Origin of the sequence: Actibacterium pelagium (genome assembly GCF_002285415.1) — a bacterium.
Taxonomy (GTDB): domain Bacteria; phylum Pseudomonadota; class Alphaproteobacteria; order Rhodobacterales; family Rhodobacteraceae; genus Actibacterium_B; species Actibacterium_B pelagium.
On sequence record NZ_NSBU01000007.1, the window covers coordinates 1,042,428 to 1,058,174 of the forward strand.

A 15,747-nucleotide genomic window follows, 5' to 3' on the forward strand; every position below is an offset into this window, starting at 1 on the left:
GACCAAATCGAAGCTCGGGCGCACCTTAATTACATGGCTTTGCAGAACCGCGTAACACCGGAAGGAAAGATCATCGCCAACCCCGCACGCGGGGGATGGATGGGCAATCGCGGCATTTTGCATGACGACAACAAACAGCTTCAGCAGGCCCGCTGGCGCCACAAGGCGTGGATCATCTGCAAGCTGAACTTCAAGGGGCGCCATCGGGACGTCATGGCCCCGAACCACTATACAGAGCTATTTTTTCTAGACGAAGCCACCGCCCTTGCTGCCGGACACCGCCCCTGCGCCGAATGTCGTCGCGCCGCGTTCAATGCCTATCGCGATGCAATTGACGGCAAAGCCTTGCGCGCCCCGCAAATCGACGCGCAATTGCACAGCGCCCGATTGGATCCCTCGAAACGCCAAAAGATCATCTGGGAAGAGTGGTTCGACTTGCCGGACGGCTGTTTCGTCCGTCACGAAGGTCAGGTGTGCGTCATCTGGAAAGGCGCGCTACACCCCTATTCGCCATGCGGCTATGGCCCAGCCTTGCCGCGCCCGACTTCAGGGTTGACCGCAGTGCTGACCCCAGGCCCTTCGCTGACAGCATTGCGTAACGGCTATGTCCCGCAGGTCGCGCTTTAGCCGGCCTTGTCTTCCAGCATCAGCCACTCTTCTTCCGCCTCGGCCAGTTTGGTTTGGCGTTCGACCAATCCCTCGCTGGCTTTCTGGAATTTGACCGGCTCTTTGCTGAACAACTCGGGATCGGACAGGAATTCTTCCAGCTTGGCGATCTCGGCCTCCAGCCGTTCAATGATTGCAGGCAGCTTTTCCAGCCGGTGCTTTTCGGTATAGGTCAGCCCTTCGACGGGTTTGGAAGCTGGCTTTTCCTTGGCTGGCTCGGCCTTCACAGCTTTCTTTTTCTCGACCGGGGCTGCGATCTCTTCACGTTGGTCCTGATAGTCGCTCCACCCGCCGGCATAGGTCGTGGCCTTGCCATCACCTTCCATCGCGATGGTGGTGGTGGCGACACGGTCAAGGAAATCGCGGTCATGGCTGACAAGCAGCACCGTGCCGTCATAGTCGCCAAGAATTTCCTGAAGCAGGTCCAGCGTTTCTACGTCCAGATCGTTGGTCGGTTCGTCCAGCACCAAAAGGTTGCTTTCCCGTGCCATGATCTTGGCAAGCAACAAGCGCGCCTTTTCGCCCCCGGACAAAGACCGCACCGGCGCACGGGCCTGTCGTTCGTCGAACAGAAACTCTTTCAGGTAACCAACCACGTGTTTCGGGTTCCCTCGCACCATGACTTGATCGGCGCGGCCAGAGACGCGCATCTCGGGATCGCCCGTCAGACTTTCCCAAAGGGTCATATCCGGGTCCAGCTGCGCACGGTTCTGATCGAAGACGGCCATCAACAGATTGGTGCCCAGTTCGACCGTCCCGGTGTCGGGTTCGACTTTCCCGGTCAACACCTTCAGCAAGGTGGTTTTGCCCACACCGTTCGGGCCAACAAAAGCTACGCGATCCCCACGAAGTACGCGTAAATCAAATGGCTTAAAGATGACCTTTTCACCGTAAGCCTTTGAAATATCTTTCGCTTCGATAACCCGTTTGCCCGACTTCGGACCGGCCTCTAGTGCCATGCTGGCGGCACCTTGGCGCTTGATCTGGCTGGCACGTTCAGCCCGCAGTCCCTGCAAAGCCCGTACGCGGCCTTGGTTCCGCTTGCGACGCGCACTGATGCCCTCGACTGCCCAACGCGCCTCTGATTTGATCTTACGATCCAGCTTGTGGCGGGCGATATCCTCTTCTTCCCAAGTCTTGTCGCGCCATTCCTCGAAGGCCTCGAACCCCTTTTCCTGGCGGCGCACCTGCCCACGGTCAATCCATAGGGTCGCGCGTGTCAGTGCGCGCAGGAAGGCCCTGTCGTGCGAGATCAGGACGAACGCGTTCCGCGTTTCGCGCAGATGGGTCTCAAGCCAAGCGATGGCCTCGATGTCTAGGTGGTTGGTCGGCTCGTCCAGCAGCATCAACTGCGGCTCTTCCGCGATCAGCTTTGCAAGAGCTGCTCTGCGACGCTCGCCGCCAGAGGCGGCCTTAACCGAAGTCGCAGGATCAAACTTCAACCCTTCTGCAACCATCTCAACCTTATAGGCCTCGGACGGGTCCAAGCCCGATACAGCGAAATCTCCAAGCGTCTGGAAGGACGACAGATCGGGGTGTTGCTCCATATAGCCGACGCTGATCCCCGGCGGCACAACGCGTGTCCCCTGATCAGCCTCGACAAGCCCCGCCATGACCTTCATCAGCGTCGATTTACCGGACCCGTTCCGCCCCACAAGGGCCACCCGGTCACCGGGCTGAACAACAAGATCCAAGTGGTCAAAAACCGGGTCCCCCCCGAAGGTCAGGGAAATATCAGAAAGCTGAAGTAAAGGTGCGCGTGCCATACCGGCGGGCTATCCAAGCGGGCGCATTAGGTCAATCCCCGCTGATTGGTCCCGCCAATCAGCACGCTGGTCGAGGCCGGCCTTTAGGCTGCCCGAGAACAGCGTCACCCTGCCGTGGCGCGCAACAAGCGTTTCCGCGCGGGCGGGATGGCCTTGATCTCTAGCCCCGTAAAGACATGCAGCGTGTTCAGGTCCCGGTCGACCACGGCGTGGTCCGACACCCATCCGCCCATCAGAAGATAGGTCCGCAGCAAGGGCGGCATCCGTAACTGGGCACGTTTCAGGTCAGGTTTACGCAAGCGCAGTTTCTGCGCAAAACGAAACACATTCGGGGCCTTCACACGCGGCAAAAATCGTTTTGGGGCCAGATGGCGATCTTTCAGCAAGGCAAAGGCGTCCATATACTCTTCCGACTCGGTTCCTTTGAACGAAGAACAGCCGAACAACATCTCGACACCTTCATCGTCGACATATTGGGTCATCGCGCCCCAGGCGACGCGCAGGATGTCCGCGTCTTTCCAGTCTGGGTGAATGCAAAACCGCCCCATTTCGACCAACGGACCGCTGAAATCCTCCAAGGCCGACAGTTCGTAATATTGAGCCGAATAGCTTTTGCTGATCTCTTTACCGGTTGCCAAAGGCAGCAGGCGAAAACAGCAGACAAGCGTTTTGGACTTGGTTTCCTCAACAAGCATGTGGACACAAGAGGCGTCGAACTCGTCAGCGTCCACTCCGGCAGCTTCTCCGCGGAACGTCAGGCCCCGAAGGGCCTGCGCAGCCCGAAGGTCTTCTTCGCTGTTTGCGATCCGCGCTTGATAGCGGCCTTTAAGAAGTCCACGCATCGCTCACATCCTCTTGCATTGCGACATGTATTCTGTCGACTAGATATGGTCCCAAGCATAATAGCACGCAAGACATGACATAAATTTGACGGGAGAGATGCACCAATGATCGAAAAAGTCGTTAAGTCCAAGGAAGAGTGGAAGGCGCAACTGTCTGATCTTGCGTATAAAGTTACAAGAAAACATGGGACAGAACGCGCTTTTAGCCATGACAACTTCCCCAAGGATCCGGGAAAGTTCCGTTGCGTCTGTTGTGGGGCTGATCTTTTTGATCAGGCCACGAAATATGACAGCGGAAGCGGCTGGCCCAGCTTTTATCAGCCCATTGATTCCGATATCATCGGGGAAAAAACAGATCGTAGCTTCTTCATGCGCCGCACCGAAGTGCACTGCAACCGCTGCGATGCGCACCTCGGACACGTCTTTCCTGACGGCCCCGAACCAACAGGGCTGCGTTACTGCATCAATGGTGTCGCGCTGGAATTCGAGCCAGACGACTAGTTGTCGAGGAACTGACCGGGGACAAAGTTGCCGAAGTTACCCAGAAGCTGACGCAGGAAGGTGATGCGGTTAATATTGTCGTCTGTCACACGACGGTTCAGAACCACGACCTGCCCGTCTTCCAGACCAAACCGTTCAACGTTCGAAACGGTGCCGCCTTCGTCAAAGGAAATCGCGACGACCTCGCGCTCTACCTCTTTGGGCTTGAAGTACAAACGCGTCTCCCAACGGCTGGCGACATAGTAATAGTCACCATCGCTGATCACACCGCTTGTGGAAGGAGTACCGACATTGGTCGCCACCGTGTCGCGCGTATCGACGCCGACGATCACGTTTTCCAGGTCTTCCTCGGAAGGAACATAACCGTGCGAGCGTTCCAGTGTCGCGGTGCCGCACGCGGACAATCCAAGGCATAGCCCCGAAACCAGGACCAGATTACGTGTCAAAGCAGATTTGAACATACACACCCCTTGCCTTGCGCTGCTGCGCCTCGTAACGGCTTACAGAAGGAATGGGTTTGGTTCAAGAATGGAACGCACCAGATGAGCAATACAGAATCAAAGATTAACCTGCGGCGCCTGCCCGCCGATCAGTCATTTGCCTTTCTGTTAGAGCCTGACGCGGAAGCGCGCGCAGCGATCGCGACACAGTTGGAGCTGATCGCTCTGCGCAAAGTGCGGTTCGAAGGAGAGCTGACCCCGGCTGGCAAGAAAGACTGGCGTTTAAAGGCCAAAGTGGGTGCAACCGTGGTGCAGCCCTGCGTGGTCACGCTTGGGCCCGTCTCTACCCGGATCGACGACACGATCGAACGGCTTTACCTTGCCGATTTCGACGAACCCGAAGAGGGATCAGAGGTCGAAATGCCCGAGGATGACTCGATTGAAGCGATTCCCGACATTCTGGATCTGGAAGAGGTCATGATCGAAGCGATTGCCCTTGCCCTGCCCCTTTATCCAAGGGCCGATGATGCGGCCTTGGAAACCTCTGACTTCGCCGCGCCCGGCGTGGCCCCAATGACCGATGAAGATGTCAAACCTTTCGCAGGTCTTGCAGGCTTGCGGGACAAACTGGCAAAAGGCGAAAAAGAAGACTGAAAAAACACTTGCGCCGGGACAGAATCTTAGTATGTTCCCGGCCTCGTTTGAATGTTGGGCAGAGCGGCGCGCCACGAAGGTGCGATTGTTGCTGGACCCTTAGAAAACAGGGCGTAAGCCCCACCAATACCGAGGTTGTGACATGGCTGTCCCTCAGAATAAAATCACGCGGTCGCGCCGCGGTAACCGTCGCTCGCACGATGCACTGGTTGCGGGTAACCCGCAGGAATGCCCGAACTGCGGCGAACTGAAGCGTCCGCACCACGTTTGTGGCGCTTGCGGTCACTATGATGATCGCGAAGTCGTTGCTGCTGCAGACGACATCGATCTGGACGAAGAAGACGCCGCTTAAGCGTCAGCTGACCAGCGATTAGAACTCAGATGACCGCAGACGCAAGTCACGCGGCGCAAGAGGCGCCTCGCACCGTTCTTTCGGTGGACGCGATGGGGGGCGACAGAGGACCGGCGGCAGTTGTCGCCGGTATTGCTCGTTCTGCGGCCAAAAATCCTGAGATCGCCTTCATCCTGCATGGGCCCGAAAAAGAGCTCACCAAGCTCGTCAAGCGCCGCAAGGTTCTGGCGGGTCGCTGTGAGATTCGGGATGCCGACGAAGTTGTGACCATGGACGCAAAGCCTAGCCAGGTGATGCGCAAGGGTAAGAACACGTCGATGTGGTCCGCGATTGAAGCGGTTCGTAACGGTGACGCCACCGTCTGCGTGTCCTGTGGCAACACCGGCGCGCTGATGGCGCTTAGCATGGTGCGTCTTCGCAAGTTGCCCGGCGTAAATCGCCCGGCGATCGCCTGTCTCTGGCCATCGCGCAACCCGCAGGGGTTCAACGTGATGCTAGATGTCGGCGCCGATATTCGCGCCGATCAGCATGATCTTCTGCAATATGCGATGATGGGGGCATCCTATGCCCGCAACGGTCTGCACCTGCCCCGCCCGCGTATCGGCCTGCTGAATGTCGGCACCGAAGAACACAAGGGCCGTGCAGAGCTGAAAGCGGCGCATGACCTGATCGAAGAAGCGGCCAAAACCAACGACTATGACTTTGTCGGCTTCGTCGAAGGTGGTGATATCCCCTCGAACAAGGTCGATGTGATTGTCACGGACGGTTTTACTGGCAACGTTGCCCTGAAAACGGCCGAAGGGACCGCCAGCCTGATCAGCGAGCTGCTGCGCGCGGCGTTCAAATTCAGCCCGCTTTCGCGGATTGCTGCCTTGTTGGCACTGACCTCTTTGCGTCGTTTACGCAAGCGGATCGACCCTCGCCGTGTGAACGGCGGCGTATTTCTGGGCCTGAACGGAACAGTCGTGAAATCTCATGGTTCTGCTGATGCGACGGGAGTGTCCTCGGCCGTCAAACTGGCGTTTCAACTGGCCCAAAGTGGTTTTGCAGAAAGACTGGCGGCTCGGGTTGCATCCACCCCGACACAGCGTCAAGATGATGAGACTTTCCACTCCGAGAGTAGCGGACAAAAATGACAATCAGAGCTGTCGTCAAAGGCATCGGCCACTATCTGCCGGAACGCGTGGTTCCGAATTCCGAATTCGAAAAGTCGCTGGATACCTCCGACCAATGGATTCGCAGCCGTTCGGGAATTGAACGCCGCCATTTCGTTGCAGAAGGCGAAACAACCTCTGATCTGGCAGCAAACGCTGCACGCGCCGCTTTGGACGATGCAGGTCTGACCCCCGACGACGTCGACGCGATCATTGTGGCGACCTCGACCGCGGATAACACCTTTCCGTCAGCCGCGACCGTTGTTCAGGCAAAGCTTGGCATGGAAAAAGGCTTTGCCTTCGACGTGCAAGCCGTCTGCGCGGGATTTGTCTTTGCTCTGACCAATGCAAACGCCCTGATTCTGGCCGGTCAGGCCAAACGGGTGCTGGTCATCGGCGCTGAAACCTTCAGCAAGCTGATGGACTGGAACGACCGTGGCACATGCGTTCTGTTCGGTGACGGCGCTGGTGCGCTGTTGATCGAGGCTCAGGAAGGCAAAGGCACCAACGAAGATCGCGGCATTCTTGCCTGTGACCTTAACTCGGACGGTCGTCATCGTGACATTCTGTTCGTGGATGGTGGCGTGTCTACCGGTACCGTTGGCCACCTGCGGATGGAGGGCAAAGAAGTCTTCCGCCACGCGATCGAAAAACTGGCGGCCACAGCCCATGCCGCTTTGGACAAGATCGGAATGTCGGGTGGAGATGTGGACTGGATCGTCCCGCATCAGGCCAATCTGCGCATCATCAAAGGCACTGCTCAACGCATGCAAGTGCCCATGGATCGCGTCATTGTCACCGTCCAAGATCATGGCAACACCTCTGCCGCATCGATTCCCCTTGCCCTGTCTGTTGGCAAGGAACGGGGCGACATCAAACCCGGTGATGTGGTGGTAACAGAGGCAATTGGCGGTGGTTTGGCCTGGGGATCGGTGGTTCTGCGCTGGTAATCGCGTAAGCAGGGTATCCTGCAAGCCATTGATATTGACTCGGAAAATCATTTCTCCGTATCTTTGCAAAACACGCGGATTTCAGGGGGATATTATGGCTTCGAAGACTTTGACACGTATGGACTTAAGCGAAGCTGTCTTCCGCGAGGTTGGGTTGTCGCGAAACGAATCCGCGCAACTGGTTGAATCCGTACTGGATCACATGTCCGATGCACTGGTCTCTGGCGAGACCGTAAAGATCTCTTCTTTCGGTACTTTCAGCGTCCGCGAAAAAGCCGCGCGTGTTGGCCGGAACCCTAAAACCGGCGAAGAAGTTCCAATTTCTCCGCGCCGGGTTTTGACCTTCCGCCCGTCTCATCTGATGAAAGACCGCGTCTCGGCCGGTAACAAAGGCTGATAGATGCCGGCGCGTAAATCCAAAGACGCCTTTCGCACAATCAGTGAAGTTTCTGAGTGGCTGGACACCCCGGCCCATGTGTTGCGTTTTTGGGAAAGCCGCTTTCCACAAGTCAAACCCGTGAAGCGTGCTGGTGGGCGGCGCTACTATCGCCCTGCCGACATGATGCTTCTTGGGGGCATCAAGAAGCTGTTGCATCAGGATGGTATGACGATACGTGGCGCCCAGAAGTTGTTGCGCGAGGAAGGGATCAAACACGTGAGCGCGATGTCGATCCCCTTGGACGGTCCCGCACTTCAGAAGACGGACCAGCCTGCACCTGAGGTGACAGCCGAGCCCGAAATCAAGGAAACCCCGATTCCCGAACCGACTCCGGATCCGGAAACAGCTGCTGCCGACCAGTCGGCCTTTTTCCTTGAAGGCGGAGAAGTTCGCGCACCAGAGAAGCCAACGCCCCCCTCTGCCCCGGTAAAGACCAGCGCCGAGGATGACGAAGAGACAGAGCAGTTGGACCTTATGGACGACCCGGAAACGCCTGCTGCGGCCAAGATGACACCGACAGAGTTCCGGGCACGTTTGGCCGATAAAGAAACGCGGACGCGGCTTCAGGCGAACCCCAAGGCGGTCCAGCAAGTGATCGTCAAACTTCTGGCGCTTCAGACCCGCATGGCAGGTCGTTGAAATCTGGTGAAGATGACCACATTTCTGACTTGCCCCCACATTCAGACATGGTATGACACACGCCACGTCGGGCTATGGCGCAGCCTGGTAGCGCGTCCGTCTGGGGGACGGAAGGTCGCAGGTTCGAGTCCTGCTAGCCCGACCATTTTCAAAACCGCCCGCCCGTGTATCGGGCGGGTGTTTTTGTATCTGCCCACATTGGGCCAAGGGGGAGAGACCGCATGAAAACCGGCGTGCTGGCCGATCATCAGATCAGGCAGATGATTTCCACGGGCGGCATTTCGGCAGCCTCTCCGATACTGAACGATCAGATTCAGCCTGCCTCTCTGGACCTGCGCCTTGGTGACAAAGCCTATCGCGTGCGGGCGTCATTCCTGCCGGGCAAAGATTCGACTGTTGCCGAACGGCTGGACGAATTGACCATGCACGAGCTGACGCTGACAGGCGGTGCGGTGCTGGAAAAAGGCTGTGTCTACGTGGTGCCCTTGGTGGAACGTCTGCGACTGCCCAAGGGCATGACAGCCGCCGCCAGCGCCAAAAGCTCGATCGGTCGCGTTGACCTGATGACCCGTGTCATCACGGATCAGGGGATCGAATTCGACCGCGTCCCCGAAGGGTATGACGGCCCGCTTTATGCAGAGCTTTGCCCGCAAAGTTTTTCTGTCGTCGCCCAACCCGGTCAGCTTCTGAACCAGATCATCTTCCGCCAAGGAAAGACGATCCTGACAGATGACGAGTTGCGCGCTGTCCACGCCAAAACCCCGATCGTGTCGGGGGAACCTGTGATCTCTGACGGATTGGGCTTCTCGGTCGACCTAAAACCACAAAGCGGCGATCTGGTGGGATATCGCGCCAAGCGGCACTCTGGCGTGGTCGATCTGTCGAAACTGAACCACTATGACCCCGCTGAATACTGGGAAGAGGTGCGCACCACCGATGGGCGCATCATCCTTGATCCGGGTGCGTTCTATATTCTTGTCAGTCAGGAAGCGATCGCCATCCCGCCTGACTGCGCTGCTGAAATGGCCCCCTATCTTGCGATGGTCGGTGAGTTCCGCGTCCACTATGCGGGTTTCTTCGACCCCGGGTTCGGGTTTGACGCCGCTGGCGGAACGGGCTCTCGCGGCGTGCTAGAGGTTCGCTGCCATGAGGCCCCGTTTGTGCTGGAACACGGGCAAGTCGTGGGCCGCTTGGTCTATGAACGCATGTCCGAGACGCCCGAGGCGCTGTATGGCATCGACATCAAGTCGAACTACCAAGGCCAAGGGCTGAAACTGTCCAAACACTTCCGCAGCCCCAGCTAGGGTCGCGGCAGGCTTAGCTTGGATTGCAAGTGGGCTTTGATCGACGGCCACTCGAACCGAGTGATCGAATAGACGGCTGTATCGCGGATCGTGCCGTTCGGCATCACGGAATGAGACCGCAACACCCCATCAAGCTGCGCGCCAAGACGTTCAATCGCCCGGCGACTTTGCGTGTTCAGACGGTGGGTCCGAAACTCTACGGCGATACAGTCCAAAGCTTCAAAGGCATGGGTCAGAAGCAGCAGCTTGCATTCGGTATTCATCGGCCCGCGCTGAACCGATTTACGATACCAGGTAGAGCCGATTTCAACCCGTTTGTTCGCAGCATCAATGTGCATGTAGGTCGTCATGCCCACCGCCTTGCCTGTGGGTGAAAGAATGGCGAAGGGCAGCATGCTGCCCGCCTTCATCAATCCAAGGCGACGGTCAATCTCGGCAGACATCTGGTCCGGCGCAGGGACAGAGGTGTACCAAAGCTTGTGCAGATCCCCATCAGCCGTGGCCTCTTGCAGGTCAGCGCAATGATCCTGAGACAAAAGCGATAACGCGACGTGTTCGCCGCGCAGCTCTACCGGTTCCGGCCACATGGGCTTATCCCCGGCGCTTACGAGGCTTGGGCTCGGGCTCTTCCTCGTCAAACAGACCAAAGGCCTGAATGTCACCAGGCTCTTCTGATTTGCGCGCGGGCTCAGGTGCTGAGTCCGACTTCTTGGTCATGCGATTGAACTGTTCACCGGCGACGTCGAACCCCTTGTTGACGCCCATATTGATGATACGGCCCAAAACGCGCCGGACAATCATGTTGATGATGCGGTCCAAATTCATAGCAAACGTCCTTGTCAGCTTTCGTCCTCGAACATATCGCCCTGCCCTTCGGTGTCCAGTTCTTCTTCCTCGGTTGGTGAACCGGGTTTTGGACGGTTCTCCAACAGGCCGGCTGCGCGCAGCTCTTTCAGGCCCGGCAGGTCGCGCGCGCTTTCCAACCCAAAGTGATCAAGGAAGGTCGGCGTCACCACGTAGGTAACCGGGCGGCCCGGGGTCATCCGGCGACGGCCAAAGCGGATCCATTCCAGATCAAGCAACTGGTCAACGGTGCCCCGACTGACCGAAACGCCGCGGATCTCTTCGATCTCGGCCCGGGTAACTGGCTGGTGATAGGCGATGATCGCAAGGGTTTCGATTGCAGCGCGGGACAATTTACGTGTCTCAACCGTTTCCTTCTGCATCAGAAAGCCAAGGTCGCCCGCCGTGCGGATCGCCCAGCCATCGCCCACTTTTACAACGTTCACACCACGCCCGTCATAGCGCTTGCGCAGATGCACCAAAGCCTCTGCCGCGTCGCAGCCGTGGGGCATTCGCCCGTTCATCTCAGCCACGCTGACCGGGTCGGCTGTGGCGAACAGGATCGCCTCGACCATGCGTTCTTGCTCGGCCATGGGTGGGGCCTCGAACAGGCTTTCTTCTTTTTCTTCACTCATCCGGGTCGGTCCTGCGGATTTGAATGGGGGCAAAGAGTTCGCTTTGCCGGATTTCGATCTGCCCGCGCTTGGCCAGTTCCAGCGAGGCCGCAAAGGTTGATGCAGTGGCCGAGCGGCGCTTGGCCGGGTCGTTTTCCCAACCATCGGGCAGGTAGCTGATCAATTCGGTCCAGTCGCCAGCGAAACCGATCAGACCCCGCATGCGGTCCAAGGCCTGTTCCATCGTGAAAACGCTGTCGCGATCCATTACGAAAGGCCGGAACTCATCCTTGGTCCGAATGCGTGCGTAGCCCTGCATCAGGTCCAAGAGCGTGGCGGTATAGGTGATTTTCTTGACGCGGGTGACGTCCTCGGTGATGCCACGCGCAAAGAAGTCGCGGCCCAATTGGTCGCGCGCCATCAGGCGGGCGGCGGATTTACGCATTGCTTCCAACCGTTCCAGCTGGAACGCAAGGTGGGCGGCAAGGTCTTCGCCCGACGGCCCCTCATCCGCTGGATCGGGGGGCAGTAACAACCGTGACTTAAGGAAGGCCAGCCAAGCGGCCATCACCAGATAATCTGCCGCAAGTTCCAGCCGCAGTTCCTTCGCTTTTTCAACAAAAGCCAGATACTGCTCTGCCAGTTGAAGGATCGAGACCTTCCGCAAATCCACCTTCTGGGTACGCGACAGTGTCAGCAAAAGGTCCAACGGGCCTTCGAATCCGTCCACGTCGATAATCAGGGCCTCGGCAGCAAGCCGGGCCTCGACATCGATATGGGTGGTTTTCTCAGACATTGGCGGTGGTTCCCTCAAGCGCCTTAAGCTCTTCGCGGAGCGCTTCAATGTCAAGCTGCTCTGGCTCTTGGCGCTGGTCAAGCGCGGCAGTGGCCCGGGCGGCCTCTTCGGCTGTAAACTGCCCCGAGGCAGAGACAACAGCCTCCATTTCCGCCATGTCCCCATTGCAGTGCAGGACCACATCACAGCCAGCCGCGCGGGACGCGGCAGAGCGATCCGCGATACTGCCGGACAAGGCCTGCATCGAAACGTCATCGCTCATCAAACAGCCGGTAAAGCCCATTTCCTGACGGATCAGGCGGATCATCTCTGGCGATGTGGTCGCCGGGGCAGTCGCGTCGATCGCTGAAAAGACGATGTGCCCAGTCATTGCGAAAGGTGCGTCACACAGGGCCTTGAAGGGCGCGAAATCAATCGCCGAAAGATCTGCATGGGGCAGATCTACGGTCGGCAGTTCATGGTGGCTGTCCACCAGCGCAAGCCCATGACCGGGGATGTGTTTGATCACCGACAGAACACCACCAGCGCCTTGCCCATCCATTACAGCGCGGGCTGCACGGGCCACGGTGTCCGCGTCCATCCCGAAACAACGGTTCAACAAGAACGGATGCGTGTTGGACCGCGCGACATCGCAAGTCGGCGCACAGTTCACATCGACACCAACCGCATACAACTCTGCCGCAATCAGGCGCGAGCGTATCCAAACAGCGCGCTCAAACTGCTCCCCCGCACGCTGGACCTGCTCCATTGGCGGCAGGAACTGCGTCCAATGCGGTGGGGTCAGGCGCTGTACGCGCCCACCTTCCTGATCAATCAGGATCGGCACGTCGCGGCCCATCAGGTCGCGCAGGTCAGCCGTCAACGCGGTCAGTTGCGCCGGGTCTTCGACATTCCGGGCAAACAGGATGAACCCATAAGGGTCGGCCTCATGGAAAAAGGCCCGCTCCTGAGGTGTCAGGACCGGACCCGAAAGACCAAGGATCGTGGCCGAGGTCATTTTGCGGTGACAGGCACGCAGCCTGCGCCCTCGGCTGTCAGCGCGGCACAGAAGCGGCGTGTATCAGAGAGGTCGGCAAAACCCACTGCGCGCAGGCGATAGAATGTGCGCCCGCCGCGTTCTGCCTGTTGGATCAGGCGCTGTTTGCCCTCTAGGAAGCTGCCGAACCGGCCAGACAGGCGGTCCCATTCGCTGCGCGCGATGGCTTCGCTGTCAAAAGCGCCCAACTGGACCAGATGCGCTCCGGCCGCAACCGAAGCGACCTCTGTCGGAGCGGGCGCTGCGGGTGCTGCCATAGCCTCTGCCAACGCGGCCGCAGTCGCCGACGCAAAGCGCGAAGGTGCTGGGCGTCCGGACGGCCGGATAGAGCGGCTTGGCCCCGGAACGCTGGCCGGCAGAATTTCCACACCCGACGGAGTGGTCAGGACTGCGGGTTTGGGTGCAACCGGCTCTTCCGGTTCTGTTGCCGCAAGAACGGGTTCCGGCGCCGTGATGGGCTCTGCCCCGCTTGTCACTGGCGGAGGCGCGGTGATCGCGTTTTGGGTGGCGGCCTCAACAGGGGTCTGTTCGACAGGTGTATTCGGAACAATCCGGGCTGCCGGGCGCAAATTCGACAAGGGTTTATCGGATTCGGTCAAGGTAACAGGGCGCGGCGCCAGAACCAGACGTTCTGCCGGGGCTGCGGCCTCGCCTTCCGAAGCGACCTGATTCACGGCCAGCCCCATGTGTTCTGCCAATCGTCCACCCGGATCTTCGGGTGCAACCCTCATTGGCCCTTCCAGCGCGCGCACAACGGGAACACCGTGCACATCACGCATCATCAGGTCGTAGCCCCAGAAAGCCACCCCACCGACAAGGCCAAGCGACACCAAGGCGCCCACCCAGTTTACTGCATTGGAGATTTTAGGACCCTCAGAATAAGAGGGACTCGTGTCCGCGAAATCATCAAAATCAATATCTGCCATACCTGCTCTCACTGCCCTCGAGCAGCGTCGCAGAAACGCCACCCGGTTTGCCTGTTTGGCCCCGGGTGGCGCCTGTTTTTTAGCGCATTTCTTCTACCGGGGTCACGCCAAGGATACCAAGTCCGGCAGAAATAACAACGGCAACGGACCGTGCTAGGGCGATTTTCGCCTGTGATGTTGCTACGTCACCCTCTTGCACGAAGCGCAATTCGGGCAGGTCGTTGCCACGGTTCCACAGCGCGTGAAGGTCCGAGGCCAGTTCGTACAGGTAGAACGCGACCCGGTGCGGTTCGTGCGTGCGGCCCGCGATTTCCACCAGACGTGGCCATTCGGCCAGTTTCTTGGCGACTTCAATCTCGGCCTCGTGGCCCAGTTTGGTCAGGTCAGCCGCCGACAGGGTGGCGTCGTCAATGGCGATACCCGCCTCTGTCGCCTTCCGCAGAACCGAGCACACGCGCGCATGGGCGTACTGCACATAAAAAACCGGGTTGTCCTTGGACTGTTCCAGCACCTTGTCAAAGTCGAAATCCAACGGCGCATCGTTCTTGCGTGTCAGCATGTGGAAGCGGGTCACATCGGGACCCACCTGATCCACAACGTCGCGCAGGGTGATGAATGTACCTGCACGCTTCGACATCTTGAAAGGCTCGCCGTTCTTGAACAGGCGCACCAGTTGGGTCAGCTTGATATCCAGCGGAACTTCGCCGCCAGACAGGGCCGACACAGCCGCTTTCATCCGCTTGACATAGCCGCCGTGGTCAGCGCCAAACACATCGATAAGCGCGTCGAAGCCTCTGGAAACCTTGTCATAATGATAGGCGATATCCGGCGCGAAATAAGTCCAGGAACCGTCCGACTTTTTCACCGGGCGGTCCACGTCATCGCCATGCTCGGTCGATTTGAACAGGGTCTGTTCGCGCGGCTCCCAGTCTTCGGGCTTCTTTCCTTTGGGCGGCTCTAGCACGCCTTCATAGATCAGGCCTTTGTTCTCGAGCGTCTCAAGCGCAGCCTCAATCTGCCCAGTGCCATAAAGCGATTTCTCGGAATAGAACACGTCCATCTCGACGCCAAGCGCCTTCAGGTCTGCGCGGATCAGGTCCATCATCGCTTCGGTCGCGAATTCCCGCGTCTCCGCCAGCCAGACGTCTTCAGGCTGGTCGACATAAGCGTCGCCCACCTTGGCTTTCAGCGCCTCGCCCACCTCAACCAGATACTCACCCGGATAGGTGCCATCCTCGAACGCCACCTCTTGGCCGTGCGCCTCAAGGTACCGCAGGTACACAGAGCGCGCCAGAACGTCGACCTGCGCGCCACCGTCGTTGATGTAATACTCACGTGTCACATCGTAGCCAGCATAGTCCAACAGGCTGCACAGCGCGTCGCCGAACACCGCGCCGCGAGTGTGACCCACGTGCAGAGGGCCAGTCGGGTTTGCCGAGACGTATTCGACATTGACCTTTACGCCCTGCCCCATGGTCGAGCGACCATAGTCGGTGCCCGCCTCCAGCACGGTCTTCACCAGGCCCTGCCAGACAGACGCATCCAGACGTAGGTTCAAAAAGCCCGGGCCCGCGACTTCGGCCACGGTGATGCGCGGGTCATCGGCCAGCTTAGCAGCCAGCGTTTCCGCAATGTCGCGCGGCTTCATCTTGGCGGGCTTTGCCAGCACCATTGCGGCGTTGGTGGCCATATCGCCATGGGCAGCATCACGCGGCGGCTCGACCGCTACGTTTTTGAAATCCAAGCCGTCGGGCAGCGCACCTTCGGCCACCATTGTGTTCAGCGCGTCGATCACCAGCGCGCGAAGATCGGTGAATAGGTTCAT

Annotated in this window: 19 protein-coding genes and 1 tRNA gene; 10 read left to right on the forward strand and 10 right to left on the reverse strand. The window is 58.8% G+C overall.

The window, feature by feature from the left end:
* Window positions 1–33 precede the first annotated feature (33 nt).
* The gene (locus CLM58_RS13995) at window positions 34–627 is read left to right on the forward strand and encodes a hypothetical protein (RefSeq protein ID WP_095596503.1); all 594 of its coding nucleotides are present in this window, start codon (window positions 34–36) and stop codon (window positions 625–627) included.
* Here CLM58_RS13995 and CLM58_RS14000 read toward each other — a convergent pair.
* Together CLM58_RS14000 and CLM58_RS14005 are read right to left on the reverse strand one after the other, a co-directional pair.
* Window positions 624–2,432 (reverse strand): ABC-F family ATP-binding cassette domain-containing protein, encoded by a 1,809-nt coding sequence (locus tag CLM58_RS14000; RefSeq protein WP_095596504.1) that lies wholly within the window; start codon window positions 2,430–2,432, stop codon window positions 624–626. The two genes, CLM58_RS13995 and CLM58_RS14000, sit on opposite strands and share 4 nt — an antisense overlap.
* A 104-nt stretch (window positions 2,433–2,536) precedes the next feature.
* Window positions 2,537–3,274 carry a GNAT family N-acetyltransferase gene (locus CLM58_RS14005; RefSeq protein ID WP_095596505.1) on the reverse strand — a complete coding sequence of 246 codons (738 nt, stop codon included), beginning with the start codon at window positions 3,272–3,274 and terminating at the stop codon, window positions 2,537–2,539.
* A gap of 105 nt (window positions 3,275–3,379) precedes the next feature.
* On the opposite strand from CLM58_RS14005, the gene msrB reads away from it, so the two are divergent.
* On the forward strand, window positions 3,380–3,775 hold the full coding sequence (gene msrB / locus CLM58_RS14010; protein WP_095596506.1) for a peptide-methionine (R)-S-oxide reductase MsrB: 396 nt from the start codon (window positions 3,380–3,382) through the stop codon (window positions 3,773–3,775).
* On the opposite strand, the gene CLM58_RS14015 is transcribed toward msrB, so the two are convergent.
* Entirely contained in the window at window positions 3,772–4,236 is a 465-nt protein-coding gene (locus tag CLM58_RS14015) for an outer membrane protein assembly factor BamE (protein ID WP_095596507.1), read from the reverse strand. The two genes, msrB and CLM58_RS14015, sit on opposite strands and share 4 nt — an antisense overlap.
* An 81-nt stretch (window positions 4,237–4,317) precedes the next feature.
* On the opposite strand from CLM58_RS14015, the gene CLM58_RS14020 reads away from it, so the two are divergent.
* The 8 genes from CLM58_RS14020 to CLM58_RS14055 all read left to right on the forward strand — a co-directional run bounded on the left by CLM58_RS14020 (window position 4,318) and on the right by CLM58_RS14055 (window position 9,707).
* Window positions 4,318–4,869 (forward strand): YceD family protein, encoded by a 552-nt coding sequence (locus CLM58_RS14020; RefSeq protein ID WP_095596508.1) that lies wholly within the window; start codon window positions 4,318–4,320, stop codon window positions 4,867–4,869.
* Between the two features lie 142 nt (window positions 4,870–5,011).
* On the forward strand, window positions 5,012–5,221 hold the full coding sequence (gene rpmF, locus CLM58_RS14025) for a 50S ribosomal protein L32 (RefSeq protein ID WP_095596509.1): 210 nt from the start codon (window positions 5,012–5,014) through the stop codon (window positions 5,219–5,221).
* 29 nt (window positions 5,222–5,250) lie between these two features.
* Complete coding sequence (gene plsX / locus CLM58_RS14030; RefSeq protein WP_095596510.1) at window positions 5,251–6,357, forward strand: phosphate acyltransferase PlsX; 1,107 nt, start codon at window positions 5,251–5,253, stop codon at window positions 6,355–6,357.
* Entirely contained in the window at window positions 6,354–7,325 is a 972-nt protein-coding gene (locus tag CLM58_RS14035) for a beta-ketoacyl-ACP synthase III (protein ID WP_095596511.1), read from the forward strand. The genes plsX and CLM58_RS14035 overlap by 4 nt, the downstream gene beginning before the upstream one ends.
* Before the next feature lie 94 nt (window positions 7,326–7,419).
* Window positions 7,420–7,722, forward strand: a complete 303-nt coding sequence (gene ihfA, locus CLM58_RS14040) for an integration host factor subunit alpha (RefSeq protein ID WP_095596512.1) — start codon at window positions 7,420–7,422, stop codon at window positions 7,720–7,722.
* Between the two features lie 3 nt (window positions 7,723–7,725).
* Entirely contained in the window at window positions 7,726–8,403 is a 678-nt protein-coding gene (locus tag CLM58_RS17365; protein ID WP_229666093.1) for a MerR family transcriptional regulator, read from the forward strand.
* Between the two features lie 68 nt (window positions 8,404–8,471).
* Window positions 8,472–8,548: transfer RNA gene (locus CLM58_RS14050), tRNA-Pro, on the forward strand.
* A 76-nt stretch (window positions 8,549–8,624) separates the two neighbouring features.
* A complete protein-coding gene (locus CLM58_RS14055; RefSeq protein ID WP_095596513.1) occupies window positions 8,625–9,707 on the forward strand; it encodes a 2'-deoxycytidine 5'-triphosphate deaminase in 1,083 nt (360 codons plus the stop codon).
* Here CLM58_RS14055 and CLM58_RS14060 read toward each other — a convergent pair.
* The 7 genes from CLM58_RS14060 to argS form a co-directional block, all read right to left on the reverse strand.
* Window positions 9,704–10,294, reverse strand: coding sequence for a GNAT family N-acetyltransferase (locus CLM58_RS14060; RefSeq protein WP_095596514.1), 591 nt, complete (start codon window positions 10,292–10,294; stop codon window positions 9,704–9,706). The genes CLM58_RS14055 and CLM58_RS14060 overlap by 4 nt on opposite strands.
* Window positions 10,295–10,298: 4 nt before the next feature.
* Window positions 10,299–10,532, reverse strand: a complete 234-nt coding sequence (locus CLM58_RS14065; RefSeq protein WP_095596515.1) for a hypothetical protein — start codon at window positions 10,530–10,532, stop codon at window positions 10,299–10,301.
* A gap of 14 nt (window positions 10,533–10,546) precedes the next feature.
* Complete coding sequence (scpB, locus tag CLM58_RS14070; protein WP_095596516.1) at window positions 10,547–11,185, reverse strand: SMC-Scp complex subunit ScpB; 639 nt, start codon at window positions 11,183–11,185, stop codon at window positions 10,547–10,549.
* Window positions 11,178–11,960, reverse strand: a complete 783-nt coding sequence (locus CLM58_RS14075; protein WP_095596517.1) for a segregation and condensation protein A — start codon at window positions 11,958–11,960, stop codon at window positions 11,178–11,180. Before CLM58_RS14075 ends, scpB begins: the two co-directional genes overlap by 8 nt.
* On the reverse strand, window positions 11,953–12,957 hold the full coding sequence (nagZ, locus tag CLM58_RS14080) for a beta-N-acetylhexosaminidase (protein ID WP_095596518.1): 1,005 nt from the start codon (window positions 12,955–12,957) through the stop codon (window positions 11,953–11,955). Before nagZ ends, CLM58_RS14075 begins: the two co-directional genes overlap by 8 nt.
* Entirely contained in the window at window positions 12,954–13,922 is a 969-nt protein-coding gene (locus tag CLM58_RS14085) for an SPOR domain-containing protein (protein WP_095596519.1), read from the reverse strand. The genes nagZ and CLM58_RS14085 overlap by 4 nt, the downstream gene beginning before the upstream one ends.
* A 79-nt stretch (window positions 13,923–14,001) precedes the next feature.
* Complete coding sequence (gene argS / locus CLM58_RS14090; RefSeq protein ID WP_095597121.1) at window positions 14,002–15,747, reverse strand: arginine--tRNA ligase; 1,746 nt, start codon at window positions 15,745–15,747, stop codon at window positions 14,002–14,004.